27 protein-coding genes are annotated in these 24,198 nt (G+C 59.3%); 15 read left to right on the plus strand and 12 right to left on the minus strand.

The window, feature by feature from the left end; genetic code table 11:
- Nucleotides 1–36 precede the first annotated feature (36 nt).
- Nucleotides 37–621, minus strand: a complete 585-nt coding sequence (locus PPTH39_RS16160) for a DUF6436 domain-containing protein (protein ID WP_095017876.1) — start codon at nt 619–621, stop codon at nt 37–39.
- 108 nt (nt 622–729) lie between these two features.
- On the opposite strand from PPTH39_RS16160, the gene bipL reads away from it, so the two are divergent.
- Nucleotides 730–1,671 carry a phospholipase BipL gene (bipL, locus tag PPTH39_RS16165; protein WP_130872192.1) on the plus strand — a complete coding sequence of 314 codons (942 nt, stop codon included), beginning with the start codon at nt 730–732 and terminating at the stop codon, nt 1,669–1,671.
- Nucleotides 1,672–1,690: 19 nt separating this feature from the next.
- Here bipL and PPTH39_RS16170 read toward each other — a convergent pair whose 3' ends face one another.
- Nucleotides 1,691–2,443, minus strand: coding sequence for a hypothetical protein (locus PPTH39_RS16170; protein ID WP_094999700.1), 753 nt, complete (start codon nt 2,441–2,443; stop codon nt 1,691–1,693).
- A gap of 153 nt (nt 2,444–2,596) precedes the next feature.
- Here PPTH39_RS16170 and PPTH39_RS16175 point away from each other — a divergent pair, with 153 nt between their 5' ends.
- The 3 genes from PPTH39_RS16175 to PPTH39_RS16185 are packed head-to-tail and all read left to right on the plus strand — an operon-like array spanning nt 2,597 to nt 4,479.
- Nucleotides 2,597–3,232 (plus strand): 2OG-Fe(II) oxygenase, encoded by a 636-nt coding sequence (locus PPTH39_RS16175; RefSeq protein WP_094999699.1) that lies wholly within the window; start codon nt 2,597–2,599, stop codon nt 3,230–3,232.
- Nucleotides 3,229–3,723: a 2-thiouracil desulfurase family protein gene (locus PPTH39_RS16180; protein WP_094999698.1), complete on the plus strand. Its 495-nt coding sequence runs from the start codon at nt 3,229–3,231 to the stop codon at nt 3,721–3,723. The genes PPTH39_RS16175 and PPTH39_RS16180 overlap by 4 nt, the downstream gene beginning before the upstream one ends.
- Before the next feature lie 42 nt (nt 3,724–3,765).
- Nucleotides 3,766–4,479 (plus strand): carbonic anhydrase, encoded by a 714-nt coding sequence (locus tag PPTH39_RS16185; RefSeq protein ID WP_094999697.1) that lies wholly within the window; start codon nt 3,766–3,768, stop codon nt 4,477–4,479.
- A 116-nt stretch (nt 4,480–4,595) separates the two neighbouring features.
- Here PPTH39_RS16185 and PPTH39_RS16195 read toward each other — a convergent pair whose 3' ends face one another.
- The gene (locus tag PPTH39_RS16195) at nt 4,596–5,231 is read right to left on the minus strand and encodes a hypothetical protein (protein WP_094999696.1); all 636 of its coding nucleotides are present in this window, start codon (nt 5,229–5,231) and stop codon (nt 4,596–4,598) included.
- Nucleotides 5,232–5,577: 346 nt separating this feature from the next.
- Between PPTH39_RS16195 and coxB the strand changes: the two genes are divergently transcribed.
- The 9 genes from coxB (at nt 5,578) to PPTH39_RS16240 (ending at nt 13,786) form a co-directional block, all read left to right on the plus strand.
- Nucleotides 5,578–6,702, plus strand: coding sequence for a cytochrome c oxidase subunit II (gene coxB, locus PPTH39_RS16200; protein WP_130872193.1), 1,125 nt, complete (start codon nt 5,578–5,580; stop codon nt 6,700–6,702).
- Nucleotides 6,703–6,784: 82 nt separating this feature from the next.
- Entirely contained in the window at nt 6,785–8,374 is a 1,590-nt protein-coding gene (ctaD, locus tag PPTH39_RS16205; RefSeq protein WP_130872194.1) for a cytochrome c oxidase subunit I, read from the plus strand.
- Nucleotides 8,375–8,431: 57 nt separating this feature from the next.
- Complete coding sequence (locus PPTH39_RS16210) at nt 8,432–9,004, plus strand: cytochrome c oxidase assembly protein (RefSeq protein ID WP_094999693.1); 573 nt, start codon at nt 8,432–8,434, stop codon at nt 9,002–9,004.
- Nucleotides 9,005–9,016: 12 nt separating this feature from the next.
- Nucleotides 9,017–9,904: a cytochrome c oxidase subunit 3 gene (locus tag PPTH39_RS16215; RefSeq protein WP_094999692.1), complete on the plus strand. Its 888-nt coding sequence runs from the start codon at nt 9,017–9,019 to the stop codon at nt 9,902–9,904.
- Nucleotides 9,901–10,638 (plus strand): SURF1 family protein, encoded by a 738-nt coding sequence (locus tag PPTH39_RS16220; RefSeq protein ID WP_130872195.1) that lies wholly within the window; start codon nt 9,901–9,903, stop codon nt 10,636–10,638. Before PPTH39_RS16215 ends, PPTH39_RS16220 begins: the two co-directional genes overlap by 4 nt.
- On the plus strand, nt 10,613–11,206 hold the full coding sequence (locus PPTH39_RS16225; RefSeq protein ID WP_130872196.1) for a hypothetical protein: 594 nt from the start codon (nt 10,613–10,615) through the stop codon (nt 11,204–11,206). The genes PPTH39_RS16220 and PPTH39_RS16225 overlap by 26 nt, the downstream gene beginning before the upstream one ends.
- A gap of 11 nt (nt 11,207–11,217) precedes the next feature.
- The gene (locus tag PPTH39_RS16230; RefSeq protein WP_095017883.1) at nt 11,218–12,267 is read left to right on the plus strand and encodes a COX15/CtaA family protein; all 1,050 of its coding nucleotides are present in this window, start codon (nt 11,218–11,220) and stop codon (nt 12,265–12,267) included.
- On the plus strand, nt 12,267–13,154 hold the full coding sequence (gene cyoE, locus PPTH39_RS16235) for a heme o synthase (protein ID WP_153326762.1): 888 nt from the start codon (nt 12,267–12,269) through the stop codon (nt 13,152–13,154). Before PPTH39_RS16230 ends, cyoE begins: the two co-directional genes overlap by 1 nt.
- Nucleotides 13,151–13,786, plus strand: coding sequence for an SCO family protein (locus PPTH39_RS16240; RefSeq protein ID WP_095017884.1), 636 nt, complete (start codon nt 13,151–13,153; stop codon nt 13,784–13,786). Before cyoE ends, PPTH39_RS16240 begins: the two co-directional genes overlap by 4 nt.
- Nucleotides 13,787–13,924: 138 nt before the next feature.
- Here PPTH39_RS16240 and PPTH39_RS16245 read toward each other — a convergent pair whose 3' ends face one another.
- The 3 genes from PPTH39_RS16245 to PPTH39_RS16255 all read right to left on the minus strand — a co-directional run bounded on the left by PPTH39_RS16245 (nt 13,925) and on the right by PPTH39_RS16255 (nt 16,458).
- Nucleotides 13,925–14,695, minus strand: a complete 771-nt coding sequence (locus PPTH39_RS16245; RefSeq protein WP_094999686.1) for a MetQ/NlpA family ABC transporter substrate-binding protein — start codon at nt 14,693–14,695, stop codon at nt 13,925–13,927.
- 81 nt (nt 14,696–14,776) lie between these two features.
- Nucleotides 14,777–15,451: a methionine ABC transporter permease gene (locus tag PPTH39_RS16250; RefSeq protein WP_094999685.1), complete on the minus strand. Its 675-nt coding sequence runs from the start codon at nt 15,449–15,451 to the stop codon at nt 14,777–14,779.
- On the minus strand, nt 15,451–16,458 hold the full coding sequence (locus tag PPTH39_RS16255; RefSeq protein WP_094999684.1) for a methionine ABC transporter ATP-binding protein: 1,008 nt from the start codon (nt 16,456–16,458) through the stop codon (nt 15,451–15,453). The genes PPTH39_RS16250 and PPTH39_RS16255 overlap by 1 nt, the downstream gene beginning before the upstream one ends.
- Nucleotides 16,459–16,657: 199 nt before the next feature.
- Here PPTH39_RS16255 and katE point away from each other — a divergent pair, with 199 nt between their 5' ends.
- Entirely contained in the window at nt 16,658–18,850 is a 2,193-nt protein-coding gene (gene katE / locus PPTH39_RS16260) for a catalase HPII (RefSeq protein WP_269779722.1), read from the plus strand.
- 60 nt (nt 18,851–18,910) lie between these two features.
- Here the strand turns inward: katE and PPTH39_RS16265 are convergent, their stop codons facing one another.
- Genes PPTH39_RS16265 through PPTH39_RS16280 form a run of 4 tightly spaced genes read right to left on the minus strand, consistent with a single transcriptional unit; the run spans nt 18,911 to nt 21,719 of the window.
- Nucleotides 18,911–19,630 (minus strand): PA5502 family lipoprotein, encoded by a 720-nt coding sequence (locus PPTH39_RS16265; RefSeq protein WP_094999682.1) that lies wholly within the window; start codon nt 19,628–19,630, stop codon nt 18,911–18,913.
- Between the two features lie 37 nt (nt 19,631–19,667).
- Entirely contained in the window at nt 19,668–20,456 is a 789-nt protein-coding gene (gene znuB / locus PPTH39_RS16270) for a zinc ABC transporter permease subunit ZnuB (protein ID WP_094999681.1), read from the minus strand.
- On the minus strand, nt 20,449–21,237 hold the full coding sequence (znuC, locus tag PPTH39_RS16275) for a zinc ABC transporter ATP-binding protein ZnuC (protein ID WP_094999680.1): 789 nt from the start codon (nt 21,235–21,237) through the stop codon (nt 20,449–20,451). The genes znuB and znuC overlap by 8 nt, the downstream gene beginning before the upstream one ends.
- Complete coding sequence (locus PPTH39_RS16280) at nt 21,237–21,719, minus strand: Fur family transcriptional regulator (RefSeq protein ID WP_094999679.1); 483 nt, start codon at nt 21,717–21,719, stop codon at nt 21,237–21,239. Before PPTH39_RS16280 ends, znuC begins: the two co-directional genes overlap by 1 nt.
- 66 nt (nt 21,720–21,785) lie before the next feature.
- Between PPTH39_RS16280 and PPTH39_RS16285 the strand changes: the two genes are divergently transcribed.
- Nucleotides 21,786–22,706, plus strand: a complete 921-nt coding sequence (locus PPTH39_RS16285; RefSeq protein WP_095017886.1) for a zinc ABC transporter substrate-binding protein ZnuA — start codon at nt 21,786–21,788, stop codon at nt 22,704–22,706.
- A 159-nt stretch (nt 22,707–22,865) separates the two neighbouring features.
- On the opposite strand, the gene PPTH39_RS16290 is transcribed toward PPTH39_RS16285, so the two are convergent.
- Both PPTH39_RS16290 and PPTH39_RS16295 read right to left on the minus strand, forming a co-directional pair.
- Nucleotides 22,866–23,816 carry a homoserine kinase gene (locus PPTH39_RS16290; RefSeq protein ID WP_095020623.1) on the minus strand — a complete coding sequence of 317 codons (951 nt, stop codon included), beginning with the start codon at nt 23,814–23,816 and terminating at the stop codon, nt 22,866–22,868.
- Nucleotides 23,817–23,872: 56 nt separating this feature from the next.
- On the minus strand, nt 23,873–24,163 hold the full coding sequence (locus PPTH39_RS16295) for a DUF2782 domain-containing protein (protein WP_019828138.1): 291 nt from the start codon (nt 24,161–24,163) through the stop codon (nt 23,873–23,875).
- Nucleotides 24,164–24,198 lie beyond the last annotated feature (35 nt).

Here is a 24,198-nt window from a genome sequence, read left to right on the forward strand (position 1 = left end):
CAACTCCTTGTTCTGGTCGTACGCGCCGGGGCGATATCAGTGGGCGGCGCTTTTATCTTGCCAGGAGCAGTAACAGCCCACCGCCATGGTATGGGTGGCCTTGACCGGGCGACCTTCGCTCAGGGCTTGCAGGATGGGTTCTATGAAACTGTTGCTGGCGTTGCAGGTGGCCCCTTCGCTGTAGGGGCCAAAGTAGGCCAGTTGGCCACTGCGGTCCCAGATGGCCACGGCCGGGCTGGCACTCAGATGCTCGGCGCCGGGCAGGCTGGCCAGCGCCTTGATCGCGCCCAGGGTGGCGGGTAATTGACCGTGAGTGCCGGGCTTTTGCAGTGAGTAGAATTCGACGCCTTGGGGCGCGTAATGAGCCAGCAGCTCGCTGAGGTGCTGCTGGTTGCCGACGTTGCAGGGGCACGCCGGGTCCCAGAAGTGCACCACGCGAATGGCACCCGGACCCGACAGTTCGGCGGGCAGGCTCAGTACATCCCCGGAGAACAAAGCGGCCTGATCACTGAAGGCACGGATATAGCGGCCCTGGAACCAGTCGTAGGCCGTCCACAACCCCACCGCGCAGATCAGCGTCAGCAGGCAGGCCAACAGGGTTTTGAACGGGGGCACCGGCATTGGAAAGCTCCTTGAAGGCCGCGTAGCTTGCCATGCTTGACCTGACAGATGAATATTGAAGGTCTATAAAGCCTGTTTTGCGCGCCTGCGCCCTGCCTGGAAGCCTCTATGCCTGCCCTGTTTTCTCCCGATTCCTTGCGCGCCAGCCTGCAGCCGCTGGCGGCGGGCCAGCCGTTATCGAGTGAAGCCCTGGCGTATCAGCGTTATTACGGTCTGGATTTTCCCCATCGTCAGGCGCCAGTCAAACGTCAGTTGGGGCGCTTCACTGCGGGGGGTTACGAGATCGTCAGTCAGGTGTGGTGGCCAGCCTCGTCACCCGTGGCGACCTTGTTTGTGATTCACGGGTTTTACGATCATATGGGGCTTTACCGGCATGTGATCGAATGGGGGCTGGACCACGGATTTGTAGTGATCGCCTGTGATCTGCCGGGGCACGGGCTGTCCAGTGGCGAGCGGGCCAGTATCGACGATTTCGCGCGGTACCAGGCGGTGCTGCAAGGCCTGTTTATCGAAGCGCAATCATTGCAGTTGCCGCAGCCCTGGCATCTGTGCGGGCAAAGCACGGGGGGAGCGATTGTGCTCGATCACCTGTTGCGCTGCGGTGCGCAAAGCCCGGCACAGGGCCAGGCAATACTGCTTTCGCCCCTGGTGCGACCCAAGGGCTGGAGCTGGTCGAAACTCAGCTACTACCTGCTGCGCCCGTTCGTCAAAGGCATTGCCCGGCGTTTTAGCGAAAACTCCAACGACCCGGATTTTTTGCCGTTTCTGCAAGCCGACCCTCTGCAACCGGTGCGCTTGCCGACGGCCTGGGTGGGTGCCCTGGCGCGCTGGATCCCGCGAATTGAAGGCGCGGCACCGAGTGCGCGGCAGCCGCTGGTGATTCAGGGCCAGGACGATAAAACGGTGGATTGGCAGCATAACCTTGAGGTGCTCAAGGCCAAGTTCAATCAGCCGCAGACACTGCTGTTGCCTGAAGCCCGGCACCATCTGGCGAATGAAACGCCCGAGATACGTGAGCGATATTTCGCTTTTCTGGACAAGTATTTCTGAGACCCTGAAGGGCGCTGTCCTATGGGTTCAGGTTGGCAGTGCTTTGCCCCACTGCCAGCCCGGCGCGAACCGCTGCCAGGGCTGCTTGATAATAGGTCTTGCCTTCAGGCGATTGCGCAAAGGTAACGAACTCTTCCAGCTCCGGGTCAGACAGATCGCGATACACGTAGAGCAAGGTGTTATCCAGCTCGCCGCCGATCTGATCCATCAACCGCTGGCGCTGCCCGTTCAACATGCTCTGCGCTTGCCCGCCACCCAATAGCCCCGGGATCATCGAACTCAAGCTGTCCGCGGCAACACCGGCAATCGCCAGGCTGACTTCGGCCCCGGCTTCACGGGCAGGCAGTGCGCGAGACAAATGATTGATCAGCAACTGGCGGGTAGCGTCGGCGTCCATGCGCGGCAGGCCCTGCGCATGCATGGCCAATTGATCGCGGCGCGTGGCCAACAGCTCGGCGGCGACAATTTTGCCGCCCAATGGCGAGCGGAAAAACACCAGCGCCGGCTTCGGATCAGGCAAGTTGCTACGCATCTGTTCCTTGGCCCGCTTATCCATCGCCGCAGGTGCAAAACGCTGGCTACTGTTGTTGACCAACGCCTGGTAGACCGCTGGCGGCAAATTGTTGCGATAACGCTCCTGAGCAGCGCCCAGCGCATCATTGAAGTGCTCACGTTGTTGCGGCCAGCCGGCGACCGTAAACAGATCATCAAGGTTGTCTGCCCATGCGGGTAACGTACAAAACATCATTAACAGTAAAAACAAGCGGCGCATGAGGGGCTCCTGTCTGCAGGGCGCTATTGTCCGGGTGTGGCGTAGGACTTGTCGAGAATTCGTCTTGCTCATATGGGCATTAAAGCGTGCAGGTGATTTATTTCGACATTGCCAGCTAGACGGAGCTGTCAGATTTTGAGGCGGCTCGATACTATGCGCGCCATGCAAATACCCTCTGATCACCCGCTGTTGCTACGCATCGTCGACGACCTGTATACGCAGGGATGGTCACAGCAAAATATTTTCCTGCCCGAGGCTCTGACCCTCGAACTGGCGGCTGAGTGCCATAAACGTTCAGCTGAAGGCGAACTGACCCCGGCAGCGGTCGGCCGCGGTGTGACTCAGGAGGTACGCGAGGGAATACGCGGTGACCATATCCAATGGCTGGAGCCGGGAGAGGCGCTGGCTTGCGACAGTTACCTGGGGTTAATGGAAAGCCTGCGAATCGCCATGAATCGCAGGCTTTTTTTGGGCCTGGAGGACTTTGAAAGCCACTTTGCGCTCTACCCGCCCGGTGCGTTTTACCTCAAGCATCTGGACCGCTTTCGGGATGATGACCGGCGCATGGTTTCGGCCGTGGTCTATCTCAACCAGGGCTGGCTGCCCGAGCATGGTGGGCATTTGCGCATGTACCTGGACGGCGATATCGACTATGACGTGTTGCCGACCGGCGGGTGTCTGGTGGTCTTTCTCTCGGGCGAAATCCCCCATGAAGTCATGCCTGCGACCCGTGACCGTCTGTCGTTGACCGGTTGGTTTCGCCGTCGTGCCACCGAGGTGTTTGTATGAGCCCCAAAGTACTGGTCAGTCGCTGCCTGCTGGGGCATCGCGTACGCTACGACGGCGGCGCCAGCGGCCCCTATGCACTACTGGCGCAATGGCAGGCCGAAGGCCGGGTGATTGCCTTGTGCCCGGAAGTGGCGGGCGGCTTGCCCACGCCACGCGCTGCAGCAGAGATCCCCGGCGGCCAAGGGGTCGAGGTGCTCGCGGGCAAGGCTGCAGTCATTACCACTGAAGGCGAAGACGTAACCGAGGCGTTTGTGTCCGGCGCGCGTCAGGCACTGGCGCTGGTTGAGCGCCACGGCATCCGCATTGCCATTCTCAAGGCCAACAGCCCGTCCTGCGGCAATCGACTGACCTATGACGGCAGCTTTAGGGGTGTCAAAGTCGAGGGGCAGGGCGTGACTGCAGCCTTGCTGACCCGTGCAGGGGTGCAGGTATTCAGTGAGCTGGAGCTCGAAGAAGCGGCCAAAGCACTGGGTGTTTTGACGCAGAAATGAGTTCAGGTAATATCCGCCATCACATTGCCCAGGGATACAACGATGACTGACAAGCCTAAATCGCAGCCCTCGGCCGCAGCTGAAAGTGCCGATTCAGCACTGCACCATATCGTTGATGGTTTTTTGCACTTTCATCACGAAATCTTCCCTGAACAAGAAGCCTTTTTCAAAAAGCTGGCCACGGCGCAAAACCCCCGTGCGATGTTTATTGCCTGTGCCGATTCGCGCATCGTGCCGGAGCTGATCACCCAGAGCGCACCGGGCGATCTGTTCGTGACCCGTAACGTCGGCAACGTTGTACCGCCTTACGGTCAGATGAACGGTGGTGTTTCCACGGCGATCGAGTACGCGGTACTGGCACTGGGCGTGCAGCACATCATCATTTGCGGGCATTCCGATTGTGGCGCGATGCGCGCCGTGCTCAACCCCGCCAGCCTGAAAAAAATGCCGACGGTAAAGGCCTGGTTGCACCACGTGGAAGTGGCCAAGACCATGGTGCAGGACAACTGCAACTGCGCCAATGAATCTGAAAGCATGCACGTGCTGACGGAAGAGAACGTGATTGCCCAACTGCAGCACTTGCGCACGCACCCGTCGGTAGCGTCGCGTATGGCCAATGGGCATCTGTTTATCCATGGCTGGGTCTACGACATCGAAACCAGCGCAATCAAGGCCTACGACGCCGACAAGGGCGAATTCCTGCCACTGGACGGCACCAGCCCGATCCCGAGCGCGACGCCCAAAGCGCGGTTTTAAACGCGCATGAGCGGTGGGAGCGGGCTTGCTCGCGATTGCATCAGCGCGGTATGTCAGTTAAACCGCAGCGTCTGCATCGCAGGCAAGCCAGCTCCCACAAAAAGCCTGCAAAAATCTTACAACGCCAGGCCAACGCCCAATTGCTTGGACAGGCACGGCCAGCGCTTCCAGGCTGCGCCCGTTTCAGGGCTGGTCAGGCGCTCGCGATAGGCTTCGACCGACTCCAGGGCAAAGCTCTCTTCGTTGAGCATCAGGTCAACCGCATGATGCACGGCGGCATCCAGCTGGTTGGCAAAGTCTTCGCCAATCAACTGGTGGGCGATCAGGTTGGCCACGGTCATGTCCAGCGGAATCAACGGCTGCTGGAAGTGCTTGATATAGAGGTCGTTGACCTCTTCGACCAGGCGGTGCGCCAGGTACGCTTCGTCCAGCAAACCCTCCAGCCCTTCGTGGCCAACGAGCAGCGGCAATGGCTGGGCAAAGAATTGCTCGGCGATTTTCAGGATCGGCTTGATCTGCGACTCGATACCGGCCTCGCGAGCGACTTCATTGGCCGCATCGAGCAAGTCGGGCACCTGGTCGATATAGGCGCTGACGAAACGCGTCATCACCACATTACGGTCGACTTCAGGCAATTGGATGGCGGTGTGAAGGTGTGGCAATTGAGCGGCCAGATGCTTGGCGAGCAGGCCCGTTTCAGCCTCATGGTCTTGGGCACGCGAGATCTGCACGCGGATGGCGGCGGTGTTCATGGGAACTCCAGGGGGGTGCTAGACAGGGGGGTACTTTTAAAAAAGTAGCCCTCTCAGGTCAAGGAGAGGGGTTTTTCAGGGGGAGTATTGTCATTCATTTTGTGACCGGGCAGTGAGTGCCATTTGTCGATGGCCCCTTATTTCATTGTTTTGGCCCCTCATATTGCGGGGCCGGGCCCTGTGTCTATACTCGTTTTTGTAACCGTTATTCGATGACGCCCGACTGCTTGAGCAGACGAGGCTCGGCGGTAAGGAACAGCTGGTTGGAACACCGCCCCCTTGTAGCGCTGCCCGTGTACAGATGCAGACCGGCGCAATAACAAGAAAAATAAAGGGGAACACCGCGATGCGACATCCACAGTTATGGATGGGCCTGCTGTTGTGGTCAGTGTTCAGCCAGGCACAAGCGGCCTGGACCGTGAATATGACGCCAGGTGCAACCGAAGTCAGTCATGCGGTCTTCGACCTACACATGACCATCTTCTGGATCTGTGTGGTGATCGGCATCATCGTCTTCGGGGCCATGTTCTGGTCGATGATCGTTCACCGTCGCTCCACCGGCCAGGAACCGGCCAAGTTTCATGAGAGCACCAGAGTCGAAATCCTGTGGACAGTCATCCCCCTGCTGATCCTGATCGCCATGGCGGTGCCAGCGACCCGCACCCTGATCCATATCTATGACAGCAGTGAATCGGATGTGGATATCCAGGTCACTGGCTATCAGTGGAAATGGCATTACAAATACCTGGGCCAGGACGTCGAGTTTTTCAGCAACCTGGCCACCCCCGCCGACCAGATCCACAACCAGGCCCCCAAGGGCGAGCATTACCTGCTCGAGGTCGATGAACCGCTGGTTTTGCCCATAGGCGCCAAGGTGCGGTTTTTGGTGACCTCGGCCGATGTCATCCATTCCTGGTGGGTGCCGGCTTTTGCAGTCAAACGTGACGCTATTCCGGGGTTTATCAACGAGGCCTGGACCCGCGTCGAGAAGCCTGGCCTTTACCGCGGCCAGTGCGCCGAACTGTGTGGCAAGGACCACGGCTTTATGCCGATTGTGGTTGATGTCAAAACTAGGGCCGATTACGACGCCTGGTTGACCGAACGCAAGGCCCAGGCCGCGCAACTCAAGGAATTGACCAGTAAAGAGTGGACCCTCGACGAGTTGGTGGCGCGTGGCGACAAGGTCTATCACACCGCCTGCGTGGCCTGTCACCAGGCTCAGGGCCAGGGCCTGCCGCCGATGTTCCCGGCACTCAAGGGTTCTCCTGTTGCCACCGGCCCTGCCGCCGACCACCTGCACCGCGTGTTCTTCGGCAAACCGGGGACCGCCATGGCCGCTTTCGGCAAGCAATTGTCGGAAGTCGACATCGCTGCGGTGGTGACTTACGAACGCAACGCCTGGGGCAACAACAAGGGCGACATGGTGACACCAAAAGACGTGCTGGCACTCAAGCAGGAACAAGGCAAATGAGCCGCCCGGGGATGTGTGCACGTAACGGTCGGGGGCAATCTGCCACTGGCTTCTTGGTCCAGCTGTTTGCAGGAGTCAGGACATGAGTGCTGTTATCGATGACCACGGCCATGCAGACGGTCAGGCCCATGGCCCGGCCAAAGGCCTGATGCGCTGGGTGCTGACCACCAACCACAAGGACATCGGCACCTTGTACCTGTGGTTCAGCTTCTGCATGTTTCTGCTTGGCGGCTCGTTTGCCATGGTGATTCGCGCCGAGCTGTTCCAGCCCGGCCTGCAGATCGTGGCCCCGGCCTTTTTCAACCAGATGACCACCATGCACGGTCTGATCATGGTCTTCGGCGCGGTGATGCCGGCGTTTGTCGGCCTGGCCAACTGGATGATCCCGCTGATGATCGGCGCACCGGACATGGCCTTGCCACGGATGAACAACTTCAGCTTCTGGCTGTTGCCCGCCGCATTTTTACTGCTGATTTCGACGCTATTCATCGCCGGGGGTGGGCCCAACTTCGGCTGGACGTTCTACGCGCCGCTGTCCACGACCTACGCACCCGAAAGCGTGACCTTTTTCATTTTTGCAATCCATTTGATGGGCATCAGCTCGATCATGGGCGCGATAAACGTGATCGCCACCATCCTCAACCTGCGCGCCCCCGGCATGACCCTGATGAAAATGCCCCTGTTTGTCTGGACCTGGTTAATCACCGCCTTTCTGCTGATTGCGGTAATGCCGGTGCTCGCGGGTGTGGTGACGATGATGCTGATGGATATCCACTTCGGCACCAGCTTTTTCAGCGCCGCAGGTGGCGGTGACCCTGTGCTGTTCCAGCATGTGTTCTGGTTTTTCGGCCATCCCGAGGTGTACATCATGATCCTGCCGGCCTTCGGTGCCGTCAGCGCGATCATTCCAACCTTCTCGCGCAAGCCGCTGTTTGGCTACACCTCGATGGTCTACGCCACGGCCAGCATCGCCTTCCTGTCGTTTATCGTATGGGCGCACCATATGTTTGTGGTGGGCATTCCGCTGGTGGGCGAGCTGTTCTTCATGTACGCCACGCTGCTGATCGCGGTGCCCACCGGGGTCAAGGTGTTCAACTGGGCCAGCACCATGTGGCAAGGCTCACTGACCTTTGAAACGCCGATGCTGTTTGCCGTGGCCTTTGTGATTCTGTTCACCATCGGCGGGTTTTCCGGGTTGATGCTGGCCATTGCCCCGGCGGACTTTCAGTACCACGACACCTATTTTGTGGTGGCGCATTTCCACTATGTGCTGGTGCCGGGGGCAATCTTTGGCATCTTCGCTTCGACCTACTACTGGCTGCCGAAATGGACCGGTCACATGTACGACGAAACCCTGGGCAAGCTGCACTTCTGGCTGTCCTTTGTGGGCATGAACCTGACGTTCTTCCCGATGCACTTTGTCGGACTGGCGGGTATGCCGCGGCGGATTCCGGACTACAACCTGCAATTTGCCGATTTCAACATGGTGTCGTCGATTGGTGGGTTCATGTTTGGAGCGACGCAGTTTTTGTTCCTGTTTATTGTCATCAAATGCATCCGCGGTGGGCCGCCAGCACCGGCCAAGCCGTGGGACGGCGCCGAAGGTCTGGAATGGAGCGTGCCTTCGCCCGCGCCGTACCACACCTTTACCACGCCGCCGGAAATCAAGTGAAAGGTCAAAGTCCCCTCTCCCTTTGGGAGAGGGGCTTTTGCTCCAAGGAGATCAAGCGTGAACAACTCAACCCCCATCAAACGCCTGGTCCTGCGCCTGTCGCTGCTGGTGGTGGTGATGTTTGCCTTCGGCTTTGCCCTGGTGCCGATTTACGACGTGATGTGCAAGGCCTTCGGCATCAATGGCAAGACCGCCGGGCAGTACGAAGGGGAGCAAGTGGTCGACCCGAGCCGTCAGGTACGGGTGCAATTCCTGTCTACCAATGCCATCGACATGGTGTGGGAGTTCTACCCCAAGGGCGATCAACTGGTGGTCAATCCGGGCGCGGTCAACGAGATGGTCTTTGTTGCCTACAACCCTACCGGTCAACCGATGTCAGCGCAGGCAGTGCCGAGCATTTCGCCCGCCGAAGCGGCCCGGTACTTCCACAAGACCGAGTGCTTTTGCTTTACCCAACAGGTGCTGCAACCGGGTGAACGGATCGAAATGCCCATGCGCTTTATCGTCGATCAGGCCATGCCCAAGGATGTGAAACACCTGACGCTGGCTTACACGCTGTTCGATATCACCGCTCGCCATCCGCCCGTCGCCGCCATCGCCGGCAAGGCCGCTGACCAGCCTTCCCGATAAGGAGAACGCCCCATGGCAACTCACGATCAGTACTACGTACCGGCGCAAAGCAAGTGGCCGATCATTGCCACCATTGGCTTGCTGGTCACGGTGTATGGACTGGGGACATGGTTCAACGATCTGAAGGCGGCGCGGCCTGAATCCCACGGGCCGCTGATCTTTTTCGTCGGCGGTCTGATCGTTGCCTACATGATGTTCGGCTGGTTTGGCGCAGTGATCAAAGAGAGTCGCGCCGGGCTTTACAGCTCGCAGCTCGACCGCTCCTTTCGCTGGGGCATGACCTGGTTTATTTTTTCCGAGGTAATGTTCTTTCTCGCCTTTTTTGGTGCGCTGTTTTATGTACGCCACTTTGCCGGCCCGTGGCTGGGGGGCGAAGGCAGCAAGGCAGTGGCACATATGCTGTGGCCCGACTTTCAGTTCACCTGGCCACTGCTGCACACCCCCGACCCTGCCCTGTACCCGCCCCCCAAAGGGACCATCAGCCCGTGGGGCTTGCCGCTGCTTAATACCGTATTGCTGGTCAGTTCCAGCGTCACCCTGACCATCGCCCACCATGCACTGAACAAGGGCCATCGCGGCGCGCTGAAGTTCTGGCTGGGGCTGACGGTGTTGCTGGGTGCAGGCTTCCTGGGGTTCCAGGCCGAGGAATATGTTCACGCCTACAAAGAGCTGGGGTTGACTCTGGGCTCAGGCATCTATGGTGCGACCTTCTTTATGCTCACCGGTTTTCACGGTGCCCACGTGACCATCGGCGCGCTGATTTTGCTGATCATGCTGATCCGTATTGTGCGCGGCCACTTCAATGCCGAGCACCAGTTCGGATTCCAGGCCGCAACCTGGTACTGGCATTTTGTTGATGTTGTGTGGCTCGGCCTGTTCTTGTTTGTTTACGTGCTATGACGCGCTTTCGCCCTGGTTTTGCCCCCACGCTGGTGGTGTTGGCGGTGCTGCCGCTTCTGGTGTTTCTGGGCTTCTGGCAGCTTGACCGGGGCGAGCAAAAGCGTGAGTTGCTCAACCACTACGCCGAGCGTCAGGTGGCCGCACCGGTGACCGTCGAGCAATTGCTCACCTTCGATGATCCGGCCTTTCGCCGCGTGCAGCTGCGCGGCCATTTCGACGGTCAACACAGCCTGCTCCTGGACAACCGCATGCGCGACGGCAAGGTCGGTGTGGAGCTGCTGCAACCCTTTCAGGATCAGGCCAGCGGCCAGTGGCTGTGGCTTAATCGCGGCTGGTTGCCATGGCCGAGCCGCCTTAAGCCACCCGAGTTCAGCACCCCGGAGCAGATACTGGATATTCAGGCCTGGGTTTACCAATCACCGGGCACTCCCTTCCAGCTGCACGCCGATCCGCTGAACGCACCCTGGCCACGGCTGGTAACGGCCGTGATGCCAGCCAAACTGTGGGCCGAACTGGGCCGTGAAGGCTTTGCCGACGAGGTGCGCATCGCCCCCGGGCCCGCAGCGTATCTGGCCGACTGGCCACTGATCTCCACGGGCATGGGCCCGGAAAAACACACCGCCTATGCCGTGCAATGGTTCGCCATGGCACTGGCGTTACTCGGTCTTTATCTGTATCTCGGTTGGCACACTGCTCAGGAGAAACGCCATGGGAACGGCCATCAATCCGCCTGAAAGCACACGCAGCCTGCCCCCGACCACACGACGGCGCGGGCGCTTGCAACTGATCCTTATTTTGCTGCTCACCGTCGGCCCGATGGTGCTGGCCACGTGCATGTACCAACTCAAATTCTGGCTGCCCGAAAGCCGCAGCTACCACGGCGAGCTAATCGGCAACGGGCAAAGCCGCGCTGCCCTTGGGGTGACGGCCGATGAACAACGCTGGCAGCTGCTGGTGACCGCGCCTCAGGGTTGCGCTACGGATTGCCAGCAACTGGTGTACCTGGCCCGCCAGCTGCAGATCGGCCTCGGTCGCGATGCCTCCCGCGCAACCCACGCACTGGCAGCCGCACACCCCGTAGATGCGGCCTACGCGGCCAAGCTGCAACTCGAATACCCGCAACTGCAGCGCTACGCCCTGGACCTGCCAACTTATACGCAGGGTGCCGAGGGCAACGGTGCAGCGCAACTGTGGATCATCGACCCCCACGGCAATCTGGTGCTGCGCTACGCCTACGGGGTGATCGGCAAGGACGTGCTCAACGACCTGCGCCTGCTGCTGAAGCTGTCCAATATCGGATAGAGGGCTACGCCATGGCCAAAGCCGGATTTCGTCTCGCCTTGCTTGCCACCTTGCTGGCGCTGGTGGTGGTGCTGCTCGGCGCCTACACCCGCCTGACCCATGCAGGGCTGGGCTGCCCTGACTGGCCGGGCTGCTACGGTTTTATCAGCGTGCCCAAGACCGAGGCGCAACTGGCCCATGCCGAGCTGCATTTTCCCGATGCCCCGGTGGAGGCCGATAAAGGGTGGAGCGAGATGACCCATCGTTACTTCGCTGGCACCCTGGGCCTGATGATCGTACTCCTGGCAGCCCGTGCATGGCGGCAGCGGCACTTGCCCGATCAGCCGCTCAAGCTGCCGCTGTTTATCCTGCTGGTGGTGATCGCCCAGGCGGCCTTTGGCATGTGGACGGTGACGCTCAAACTATGGCCGCAGGTTGTCACCGGGCATCTGCTCGGCGGCTTTGCCACCTTGAGTTTGCTGTTTTTGCTGACCTTGCGCCTCTCTGGCGTATTGCCCGCGCTGGCGGTACCGCGGCGTTTGCAACGTTGGGCCAGCGCCGGGCTGATGCTGGCAATCCTGCAGATCGCATTGGGGGGATGGGTCAGCTCCAACTATGCCGCCGTGGCGTGTGTTGATGTGCCGACCTGCCATGGCCAATGGTGGCCTGAAGCCGATTTCGCCAATGGTTTTCATCTGACTCAGCACATTGGCCCCAACTATCTGGGTGGGCAACTGGACAGCGAAGCCCGTACGGCGATTCACCTCACCCATCGTTTGGGCGCCATGCTGCTGACCGGCGTGCTGCTGGGTCTGGCCTGGCAATTGCGCAAGGTCGGCATGAGCCGTCTTGCGGGGTTACTGCTGGTGGCGCTGGCGGCACAGATCGGCCTGGGCCTGAGCAATGTGCTGTTTGGCTTGCCGCTGGCAGTGGCGGTGGCCCACAACGCCGGGGGTGCGGCTTTGCTGCTGACCCTGGTGCTGGTCAATTACCACGCACGCGCAGTGCTGGTACGGGCTCGGGCGCCACGATTTTCCCGCTGGACCTACAGCCTCAAAGGAGAACAACCGTGGCGACCTTGATGGGCGAGCAGGCACAGCGGGCGTTGTGGCGCGATTATCTGGAGCTGACCAAGCCCAAGGTGCTGGTCTTGATGCTGATTACGTCGCTGGTGGGCATGTTCCTGGCGACCCGCGCCGGCGTGCCCTGGCCGGTGCTGATCTTCGGCAATCTGGGCATCAGCCTGTGTGCCGGTGCTGCGGCCGCAGTCAATCATGTAGTGGACCGGCGCATTGACGCCGTCATGGCCCGCACCCACAAGCGCCCGCTGGCACAGGGGCGAGTGTCGCCGGTTGCTGCGCTGACCTTCGCTCTGTTGCTGGCGCTGGCGGGCATGGGATTGCTGCTGGTGTTTACCAATCCGCTGACAGCCTGGCTGACGCTGGCGTCGTTGCTCGGCTATGCGGTGATCTACACCGGTTTTTTGAAACGGGCCACACCGCAAAATATCGTTATCGGGGGGCTCGCCGGGGCTGCCCCACCGCTGCTGGGCTGGGTGGCGGTTACCGGGCAGGTCACCGCCGAGCCGTTGCTGCTGGTGTTGATCATCTTCGCCTGGACCCCGCCGCATTTCTGGGCCCTGGCCATTCATCGCAAGGAAGAATACGCCAAGGCCGATATCCCGATGCTGCCGGTCACTCACGGCGAACACTACACCAAGGTGCATATCCTGCTGTACACCTGTGCCCTGCTGGCAGTGAGTCTGCTGCCGTTTGTGATCCATATGAGCGGCTTGCTCTATCTGGGCTGTGCGCTAGGGTTGGGCGCACGCTTTCTGCATTGGGCGTGGGTGCTGTACCGTGGCACCCAGCCGCACGCGGCGATCAACACGTTCAAGTACTCTATCTACTACCTGTTCCTGCTGTTTATCGCGCTGCTTGTCGACCACTATCTGATGTTGAACCTATGACTAAAATTCAAAAGACCGTCTTTATTCTCGTTGCGCTGGTGGCCTTGGTCATGGGCCTGACGTTTAACAAAATGATGTCGGGTAAAAACCAGGGCGATAACACGTCGCTGATCGATGCCGGGATCATTTTGCTGCCGCAAAGCCGCCAACTGCCGGACGTGACGATGACCAACCAGGACGGTCAGCCGGTGGTGATGAACGCGCTGAAAGACAAATGGAGCATGCTGTTTTTTGGCTACACCTTCTGCCCGGACATTTGCCCGACCACCCTCGCCCAACTGCGCCAGATCAAAAGCGAGCTGCCCAAAGAGGTACAGGACAAGCTGCAGATCGTGCTGGTCAGCGTTGATCCCCATCGCGACACGCCGCAGCAGCTCAAGCAATACCTGGGCTACTTTGACCCGCAGTTTGTGGGGCTGACGCCGGGCTCCATTGAAGAGCTGCAGACACTCGCCAACGCGGTGAGCATCCCGTTTATTCCCGCCGATACCAGCAAGGCGAACTACACGGTGGATCACAGTGGCAATCTTGCGCTGATCGGGCCGGACGGCACTCAGCGAGGGTTTATCCGCGCACCGTTCAACAACCAGAAGATGGTTGCCCAGTTGCCGGGATTGGTTGAACGCAAGTAAGGAGGGGGGCTGCAGGTTACTGGGTGGGCGCTGGCTTGCCTGCGATGCAGGCGACACGGTCTTTCAGACAAACCGCAATGATGCCATCGCGAGCAAGCCCGCTCCCACAGAGGGGCGGGATTGCTCCGACAGTGGGTGTCAGAACGCCGGAACGATGGCGCCTTTGTACTTCTCAAGAATGAACGCTTTCACTTCCGGGCTGTGCAGGGCTGCAACCAGCTTTTGCATGTCAGCCGAGTCCTTGTCATCCGGGCGAGCCACCAGAATATTCACGTAAGGCGAGTCGCTGCCTTCGATGACCAGTGCGTCTGTTTCCGGGTTCAGCTTGGCTTCCAGCGCGTAGTTGGTGTTGATCAGCGCCAGATCAACCTGGGTCAGCACCCGTGGAATGGTGGCTGCTTCCAACTCGCGGAACTTCAGCTTCTTGGGGTTGGCGGTAATGTCTTTGGGTGTCGACAGGATGTTGGTCTTGTCCTTGAGCGTAATCAGCCCGGCCTTATCCAGCAACAACAGCGCACGGCCGCCGTTGGTGGCGTCATTCGGGATCACCACGGTAGAACCGTCTTTGATTTCATCCAGCTTTTTGTACTTGCTCGAGTAAGCGCCCAGCGGCTCCAGGTGAACGGCTGCAACGTTGATCAGGTGGGTGCCCTTGGCCTTGTTGAACTCATCCAGGTACGGTTGGTGCTGGAAGAAGTTGGCGTCCAGGCGCTTTTCGGCCACCTGCACGTTTGGCTGGATGTAGTCGGTGAACACCTTGACCTTGAGGTTTACACCCTCTTTGGCCAGTGCAGGTTTCACGAACTCCAGGATTTCGGCGTGAGGCACTGGGGTGGCCGCAACCGACAGATCGCCCGCGTGGGCCGAGAACGCCGCAACAGCGGCCACAGCAGCAAATAACTTCTTCATGCAGCAACTCCTTGGGAATACCTGAAATCAGGTATCTGCCAGCCACAGGCTGGCGGTTACGTTTATTAATCCGGGGCGTACTTACTTGCGCGAAAAATGCACCACCAGCCTGTCGCCAACGGTTTGCAGAATCTGCACCAGAATCAGCAGCAGCACCACCGTGACGATCATCACGTCGGTCTGGAAGCGCTGATAACCGAAGCGGATCGCCAGATCGCCCAGACCACCTGCGCCCACCACACCGGCCATCGCGGTGTAGCTCACCAGGGTAATGGCGGTCACGGTGATCGCCGCAAAGATACCAGGGCGCGCCTCAGGCAACAGGGCGCTGGTGATGATCTGCCGCGTGCTGGCGCCCATGGCCTGGGTCGCCTCGATGATGCCGCGGTCCACTTCACGCAAGGCAGTCTCCACCAGACGGGCGAAGAACGGCGTGGCGCCGACCACCAGTGGTGGGATGGCGCCGGCAACGCCCAGCGAGGTGCCGGTAATCAGTACCGTGAAGGGGATCATCACAATCAGCAGGATGATGAACGGCAGCGACCGCAAAATGTTCACCGCCAGCGAAAGAAAGGCATACACCGCCTTTTGTTCAAACAGTTGGCGCGGGCTGCACAAAAACAGCAGCACGCCCAGCGGCAGGCCCAACACGATGGTAAACAGCAGCGAACCGCCGAGCATCATCAGGGTGTCGCCGGTAGCCAGCCAGATTTCCAGCCAGTCGATATTGGAGAAAAAACTCAAGAAAGCGTCCATTAGCGCAGCACCTCCATATGAACGTCAGCGGCAACGAAGCGGGCGAACGCCGCTTTCATATCGCCACCGGTGATGGCGAGGGTCAATTGCCCATAAGGGGTGTCTTTGATGCGGTCAATACGACCGGCCAGGATGCTGTAGTCCACACCTGTTTCGCGGGCGATGGTGCCCAGCAGCGGTGCGTAGGTAGCTTCGCCCTGGAAGGTCAGGCGTACGATGCGACCAGGTACATGAGCGAAATCGTCGCGCTGCTCACTCTCGTCGATCTGCTCGTCTTCCTGCACAAAACGCTTGGTGGTCGGGTGCTTGGGGTGCAGGAATACATCGGCCACCGGGCCTTGCTCAACGATCACCCCCGCGTCCATCACTGCCACTTCGTCACACACGCGACGGATAACATCCATCTCGTGGGTGATCAGCACGATGGTCAACTTCAGCTCACGGTTGATCTCGGCCAGCAATTGCAGCACCGAGGCGGTGGTTTGCGGGTCGAGGGCGCTGGTGGCTTCGTCGCACAGCAACACTTTTGGCTTGGTGGCCAGCGCACGGGCAATGCCCACACGCTGTTTCTGGCCGCCTGAAAGTTGGGCCGGGTATTTTTTGGCGTGATCAGACAGGCCCACGCGCTCGAGCAACTCAGCAACGCGCTTATCAATGGCACTGCGGGACAATTCACCGGCCAGTGTCAGAGGCATCGCGACGTTATCAGCCACGGTCTTGGAAGCCAGCAGGTTGAAGTGCTGGAAAATCATGCCGACTTGCTGACGGAAACGGCGCAGGCCGTTGGCGTCCATCGCGGTCACGTCTTCGTTATCGACGATGATTTTGCCGCCGCTCGGCGTTTCGAGGCGGTTGATCAGGCGCAGCAATGTACTTTTACCCGCACCGGAGTGGCCTATCAGGCCGAACACCTGGCCGCTCTCAACACGCAAAGTGGTGGAGTGCAGCGCGGGGATGTCCTTACCGGCAACCCGGTAAGTTTTATGAACGTTATGAAACTCAATCACGTAGCGAACCTTGTGGGCGCGTAAATAGAAGTTCAGCGGTAAGCCGGGCGCGCATTTTAGCCTGTCCGTATAGATGCACTTAGCATTTATTTGCGCACAAACCTTTGATTTGGCAATAAGACGACTAAAGGTCAGAAAAAAGGAACGACGGTAACGGCCAGACGTCAGTACTTAGGCAACTCGCATCCGCTTGGGCGGTATTTGTCTACAAAGCCCTTATCACAGGGCTTTCGCATACAAGGAGTTTAGTCTGATGAGCAGCAAAAAACCGTCTTCCAACAAGAGCCAGATGGCCGGCACCGACACCCTGGATCGTGGTAACACCAACGTCAAACTGGAAAGCCTTGAAACCTTTCGCGACGACGCCACCGATCAGGCCTTACGAACCAACCAAGGGGTGAAGATTGCTGACAATCAGAACACCCTCAAGGCCGGTTCGCGCGGGCCGTCGCTGCTCGAAGACTTCATCATGCGCGAGAAGATCACGCATTTTGACCATGAGCGTATTCCCGAGCGCATCGTGCATGCGCGAGGCACTGGTGCTCATGGTTATTTTCAGGCGTACAAGTCCCACAGCGCACTGACCAAAGCAGGATTCTTGCAGGACCCCGGCAAGCAAACCCCCGTATTCGTGCGTTTCTCCACCGTGCAAGGCCCGCGGGGCTCCGGGGATACGGTGCGTGATGTTCGCGGTTTCGCGGTCAAGTTTTTCACCGACGAAGGTAACTTCGATCTGGTCGGGAACAATATGCCGGTATTTTTCATACAGGATGCGGTGAAGTTTCCAGACTTTGTACATGCTGTAAAACCTGAGCCACACAATGAAATCCCTACTGGCGGCTCGGCCCATGACACCTTCTGGGACTTTGTCTCGCTGGTTCCGGAATCCGCTCACATGGTCATTTGGGCCATGTCCGACCGGGCCATTCCGAAAAGCCTGAGAAGCATGCAGGGCTTTGGCGTGCACACCTTTCGTTTCATCAACGCGCAAGGCCAGTCTAACTTCGTCAAATTTCACTGGCGCCCAAGTGTAGGCACTTGCTCGTTGGTGTGGGACGAAGCGCAGAAGCTCGCAGGCAAAGACACGGACTTCCATCGCCGTGACCTGTGGGACGCCATTGAGACGGGCGATTACCCGGAGTGGGAGTTCGGTGTCCAGATCATCCCGGAGGAAGATGAGCATAAGTTTGATTTCGATATCCTTGACCCGACCAAGCTGATCCCGGAAGAACTGATACCGATTACGCCATTGGGAAAAATGGTCCTCAACCGCAACCCGGACAATTTTTTCGCAGAAACCGAACAAGTCGCCTTCTGCCCTGGCCACATTGTTCCAGGGATCGACTTTTCCAATGACCCGTTGCTGCAAGGGCGCCTGTTTTCCTATACGGATACGCAGATCAGTCGCCTTGGCGGGCCGAATTTTCATGAGATCCCGATCAACCGTCCGGTGGCGCCATTCCACAACAACCAGCGTGATGCCCAGCACCGCAGCACCCTCCACAAGGGGCGTGCAGCCTACGAACCCAACTCGATCGATGGCGGCTGGCCAAAAGAAACCCCACCGGCGGCCAGTGACGGCGGTTTTGAGAGTTACCCGGAACGCATCGACGCCAACAAAATCCGTCAGCGCAGCGAATCATTCGGTGACCATTTCTCCCAGGCGCGGCTGTTCTTCAACAGCATGAGCAACCATGAGCAAGAGCACATCATTGCTGCCTACAGCTTTGAGCTGGGTAAAGTTGAGCGCGAGTCTATCCGTGCGCGGCAGGTGAATGAGATTCTGGCCAATATTGATTTGGGCCTGGCCAGGCGCGTCGCCGAAAATCTGGGCTTGCCCGCACCCAAGGCCGGTACGGTAGCTGAGCGCAAGACTCGCTTTACCCAGTCGCCGGCCCTGAGCCAGGCCAATCTGCTGGCGGGGAATATCAAAACCCGAAAAGTGGCGATCCTGGCGGCCAACGGGGTGGATGGCAAAGCGATCGATGCGCTGAAACAGGCGCTTGCAGCAGAGGGTGCCCACGCCAAATTGCTGGGGCCGACGTCAGCCCCGGTGAAAACCGCTGACGGCACATTGCTGGCTGTGGATGCGTCGATGGAAGGCTTGCCTTCGGTGGCGTTCGACGCGGTGTACGTACCGGGTGGCGCGTCGTCGATCAAGGCACTGAGCGGCGACGGAGTGGCCTTGCACTACCTGCTGGAAGCGTACAAGCACCTCAAGGCCATCGCCTTGCAGGGTGATGCCAGACAACTGCTGGACGTGCTGCACCTACAGGCAGATGAAGGGTTGCTGGCGATCAAGGATGCCCAGGATCTAAAAGCCTTTTTTGCAGCCATCGGGCAACACCGCGTGTGGTCACGGGAGGCCAGGGCCAAGGCAATACCGGCCTAGCCGAAAACAAAAAACCCGTAGCAGCCTTTGGCTGCTACGGGTTTTTCATGCCCGGATGTTTTATTCCGGTTTGCTGGGGATCAGCACCATTTGTGCGGGTACGTGGCGAATGACTTGACGGTTCAGCTTGAGGTCAAACCCGGGGTCGATCTTTTTAACCCGCTTGCTGATCAGTGTGGCCAGCCATGGATAATCCGCCGTACGCGGAACCTGCAGGCTGACGGCGCACTGGTAATTGACGATATCTTGCGCGATCAAATCCAGTTGATGGCGAAGTTTGGCAATATCGTTGATGTTCAGTGCAACGGTGGTGCTTTCGGCCGCCGGGTCGATCACCTTGGCCGGTGGTCGGGCCTCGGCAGCCTTGAGGGCGGCTTCAGCCTTGTCCAGCTCGGCCTTGCGGGCCTGGGCAATGGCGCTATTGACCCCACCGGTCAGTGCAGGGGCCTTGGGCATCAGGGCGCGGGCACGGCTCAGGGCGGTAGCTGCCGCGTTGACATCACCCTTTTGCAGGACGATCTGGCTGCGTTGCAGGTAGGCCTCGGCCAGTTGGCGCTGGTATTGCACCAATTGCGGATCATCCGGGGTTTGCGCCTGCAAGGCGCTCAATTGATCTTCAGCGGTCGCGAGTTCACTGCTGGCCAGGTTTTGCTCCAGCTGTGCGATGGCCGTAGCGCGTGCGGCGGCGGCAGTAGTGTCGGCCGACGGCGTGCTTTGGCAGGCGCCCAGCAGCAGGGAAAATGCGGCCAGGAGCAAGTAACGGGAGTTGAACAGCTTCATTCCTGCGGCTCTCTAAGTGCGCAAAAAACAAGCAAGTCTACACCCCTCGACGGGGTAGAACAAAACTCAACAAAAACAGTGCTGCGGCACACACCACAATCGACGGGCCTGCTGGCGTGTCCTTAAACCATGACAGCGCAAGGCCACCCACTACGGCCAGTATGCCCAGTGCGCTGGCGCCCAGTGCCATTTGCTCCGGCGAGCGAGCATGACGCTGGGCCGCGGCCGCCGGAATAATCAGCAAGGAGGTAATCAGCAACACGCCGACGATTTTCATCGCTACGGCAATCACCACCGCAATCAACAGCATCAGGGCCAATCGTAACGCCGCCACGGGCAGGCCTTCAACCATGGCCAGCTCTTCATGCACGGTGATCGCCAGCAATGGTCGCCACAGTGCAACCAGCAAGGCCAAAACCGTCGCGCTGCCACCCAGGATCCACATCAGGTCGGTTGGGCTGATGGCCAGCAGGTCACCAAACAAATACGCCATCAGGTCGATCCGCACTTCATGCATGAAGCTTAGTACGACCAGCCCGAGGGACAAGGTGCTGGGGGCGAGAATTCCGAGCAGTGTGTCGGATGCCAGCGACTGTCGCTGCTGCAGCGTGACCAACAGCACCGCCAGCAACAGGCAGCCCACGGTCACGGCAATGGTCGGGCTGATATCCAGCAGGAACCCCAGGGCTACGCCCAACAGGGCTGCGTGCGATAACGTGTCGCCGAAGTAGGCCATGCGCCGCCACACCACGAATGACCCCAAAGGGCCTGCAACTATTGCCAAAGCCAGACCTGCCAGCAGGGCGTAAAGCAGAAAATCAGCCATGCTTGCAGCCTTCTCCATGAACGTGGGCGGATGCCGCCGGGTTATTTTCGCTAACCACTGAGCCATGCAAGTCATGAGCATGGTCGTGATGGTGGTGATAAATCGCCAGGCTTTGTGCGTTTTTGCCAAATAGCTCAACGAAAGCCGGGTCACCACTCACCTGCTCGGGATGGCCCGAACAACAGACGTGGCGGTTGAGGCATACCACCTGATCGGTGGTGCTCATCACCAGATGCAAATCGTGGGAGACCATCAGCACGCCGCAGCCGTGGCGGTCGCGCAGGCGGGTGATGAGGGCATACAGCTCCGATTGACCGGCCACGTCCACGCCTTGCACCGGCTCGTCGAGCACCAGCAATTCGGGCTTGCGCAGCAGGGCGCGGGCCAGCAGCACGCGCTGCATTTCACCACCGGACACGCTTTGCACCGGGCTATCGATGACCTTTTCAGCACCGACTTCCTTTAGCGCCTCAAGGGCCTGGGCACGGTCTACACCGGGCACCAGGCGCAAAAAGCGCAACACGGACAATGGCAGTGTCGGGTCAACGTGAAGCTTTTGCGGCATATAGCCCACGCGCAGCTTGGGCTTGCGCCATACGCTGCCGCTGGTGGGCTTGAGCAGGCCGAGCACGGCTTTGACCAGCGTGGTCTTGCCGGCGCCGTTGGGACCGATCAGGGTCACGATCTGGCCCGGTTCAACGCTCAGCTCGATATTGTCGAGTACGTTTTGTCCGGCATAGGTCACAGTGACATGTTGCAGGCGTATCAGTGCAGCGCTCATCAGGCCTCCCGGCAACCCGAACACAAACCGACCACTTCGACAGTCTGGCCTTCGACAGTAAAGCCGACATCCCGGGCGCTATTGATAATTGCGTCGCTGATGGACTTTTGCTCAAGCTCGATGGCGGCGTGGCAGTTGCGGCAAATCAGGAACTGGCCCTGGTGCGGGTGCTCGGGGTGGCTGCAGCCAACAAAAGCGTTGAGTGAGGAAATGCGGTGCACCAGGCCATTGTCGAGCAGGAAGTCCAAAGCCCGATAAACGGTAGGCGGCGCAGCGCGACGGCCATCCTGCTCGCTCAGTACTGCAAGAATGTCGTAGGCACCCAGCGGCTTGTGGCTTTGCCACACCAGCTCAAGCACCCGTCGACGCAAGGCGGTCAGGCGCAGGCCCTTTTGCGCACACAAGGCATCGGCCTCGGTCAGGGCGCTATGGACACAATGAGAGTGGTCGTGGGGACGGCTGGCAAGCGGTGTTATAGGCATGGGCGGCGACGATTATTGAGAGAGACGTTATTATGTTACCTGTTTCAGCCATCATGAGTGCTTATCGTGCCCCGTCTTTTTTCCCTTTTTCTTGCTCTAAGCGCCAGTTTGCTTGTGATCAGCCCGGCCCGGGCCGAGGTCAACGTGCTGACCAGCATCAAGCCCCTGCAACTGATTGCCGCTGCCGTGCAGGACGGCGTGGGGCATCCGGAGGTGCTTTTACCGCCCAATGCCTCACCGCATAACTATGCGCTGCGCCCATCCGACGTACGGCGCGTGCAGTCAGCAGACCTTCTCTACTGGATCGGTCCGGACATGGAAGGGTTTCTGCCACGAGTGATCAAGGGCCGCACCCTGCCATCGGTTACGGTACAAACCCTGCCGGGCTTGAAATTGCGTCATTTCGCCGAAGATAGCCATTCGCACGAAGAAGATGCCGCCGAACATGATCACGATCATCGTCCCGGCACCCTGGATGCACACTTGTGGCTGGCTCCGGACAATGCGCGGGTGATCGCCGCGAAAATGGCGGCGGACCTGAGTGAAAAAGACCCTGCCAATGCGACCAGGTATCAAAGCAATCTCAAGGCCTTCAATGAACGCCTGGATGCGTTGAATGCGCGCCTCAAAACGCGACTGGCCGGGATTGCCGACAAACCGTTCTTCGTCTTCCACGAAGGCTACGACTATTTTGAAAGCGCTTACGGCATCAAGCACACGGGAACCTTCAGTGTGGCTTCGGAAGTTCAGCCGGGCGCCCAGCACGTAGCCGCCATGCGTAAGCGTCTGCAGGAAGTGGGCAAGACCTGTGTATTCAGCGATCCGCCGCTGCGTCCGCGCCTGGCGGACACCCTGACAGCCGGGTTGCCGGTCAAGTTGGCGGAGCTGGATGCCCTGGGCGGCTACACCCCTGCGACGGCGCAGGGGTATGAGCAGTTGCTGGAAAAACTCGGCAATGACCTGGCGGGGTGTCTGGAAAGCTTGTAAGCCGACTCCCACAGATTGTGTGACATTCACAAAAGTTGCGGCTTGCCAGAACCTCTGTGGGAGCGGGCTTGCTCGCGATTGGATCGACGCGGTTGTTCAGATACACCGCGTCGCTACAATCGCGAACAAGCCCGCTCCCACAATTGATTTCAGTGTTTGTTACAACGCGAACGGCAGCTGTACGGTCACCGTCTGACGCAAAGCCAGGCGTTTTTCAAACTCGCCCGGATCATGAATCAGCACGTCCTGACCGGCAAAGGTCTGGGCTGCGATCAGGCGCGACAGCCAGAACCGCACGCAAGCAACGCGCAACAGGGTTGGCCACAACTCGGCCTCGGCGGCAGTGAACGGACGCAGGGCGGCATAGGCGCCCAGCAGCGCACGGGCGCGGGGAGCATCGATCTGACCGTCTTCGTCTGCACACCAGTCATTCAGGGCAATGGCCACGTCGTACAGCATCGGGCCCGAGCAGGCGTTGTAAAAATCGATCAGCCCGGTCAGATGAGTGCCTTCAAACATCGCGTTATCACGAAACAGGTCGCCATGCAGGTTCGCCCGGGGCAGTGCCAGAATCTGCGCCTTGCGCTCAGTAATTTCCTGCAGCGCCTTTTGCAGCAAATCTGCTGAATCAGGCGACAAACCAGCCATCAAGGCAGGACCTTCAGCCAGCATCCAGTCCAGGCCGCGGTCTGTCTTGCGTTCCAGTACGTTGTTGCGGGTCGCGGTATGCAAGTGGCCGAGCAGTTCCCCAACCTGGGCGCAATGCTGGGCGTTGGCCTCACGAATATGCTTGCCCGCCAGGCGCGGCTGCAGCAGCGCCGGCTTGCCCTTGAGTTCGCGCAGGGCCTGGCCGTCAACGGTGCGCAAGGCGAATGGCACCGGCAGGTCGGCGTCATGCAGCACATCCAGCAGCTCGATAAAGAACGGCATCTCTTTGACCGGCCCACGCTCAACCAGGGTCAGGACAAATTCACCGCGCTCCAGGCTGATGAAGTAGTTGGTATTTTCGCTGCCCGCAGCAATCCCCTGGAAATCGAGCAAACGGCCGAGTTCATAAGGCGCAAGGAAGGTTTCCAACTCGCTGCGAGTCAGTGGGGTGAATACAGACATGATTTAAATTGCCAGTACGGGCGCCGCGCAAGGCGGCGCCAATTAAAGTTAAGACGCTACTTCCATTCGAAGATTTTCCACGAAGGAATCAGCATATCCGGCTGGTCGGAACGGATGTAATTGGCATCAGTACCATCAGCCCGTACCAGGAAGTACGGTTTGCCCCCTTTTGGGGTGACCTTGATGGCGTACAGGAAACCGTTTTGACGGTACTCCTGAATGGTTTTATCGCCTTCCGTGCGAATGGTTACATCTGGATCGGCGGTGACTGCTTCATCTGCTGCGAAGGTTACCAGCGGAGTGAATGCAAACAAACCGGTCAGCAACAGGCGATTGAGTGTGCGCATGATAACCTTGTCCCTTTGTCGTCATTGGTCCGGAC

It is taken from the genome of Pseudomonas bubulae (assembly GCF_900618535.1).
GTDB lineage: Bacteria > Pseudomonadota > Gammaproteobacteria > Pseudomonadales > Pseudomonadaceae > Aquipseudomonas > Aquipseudomonas bubulae.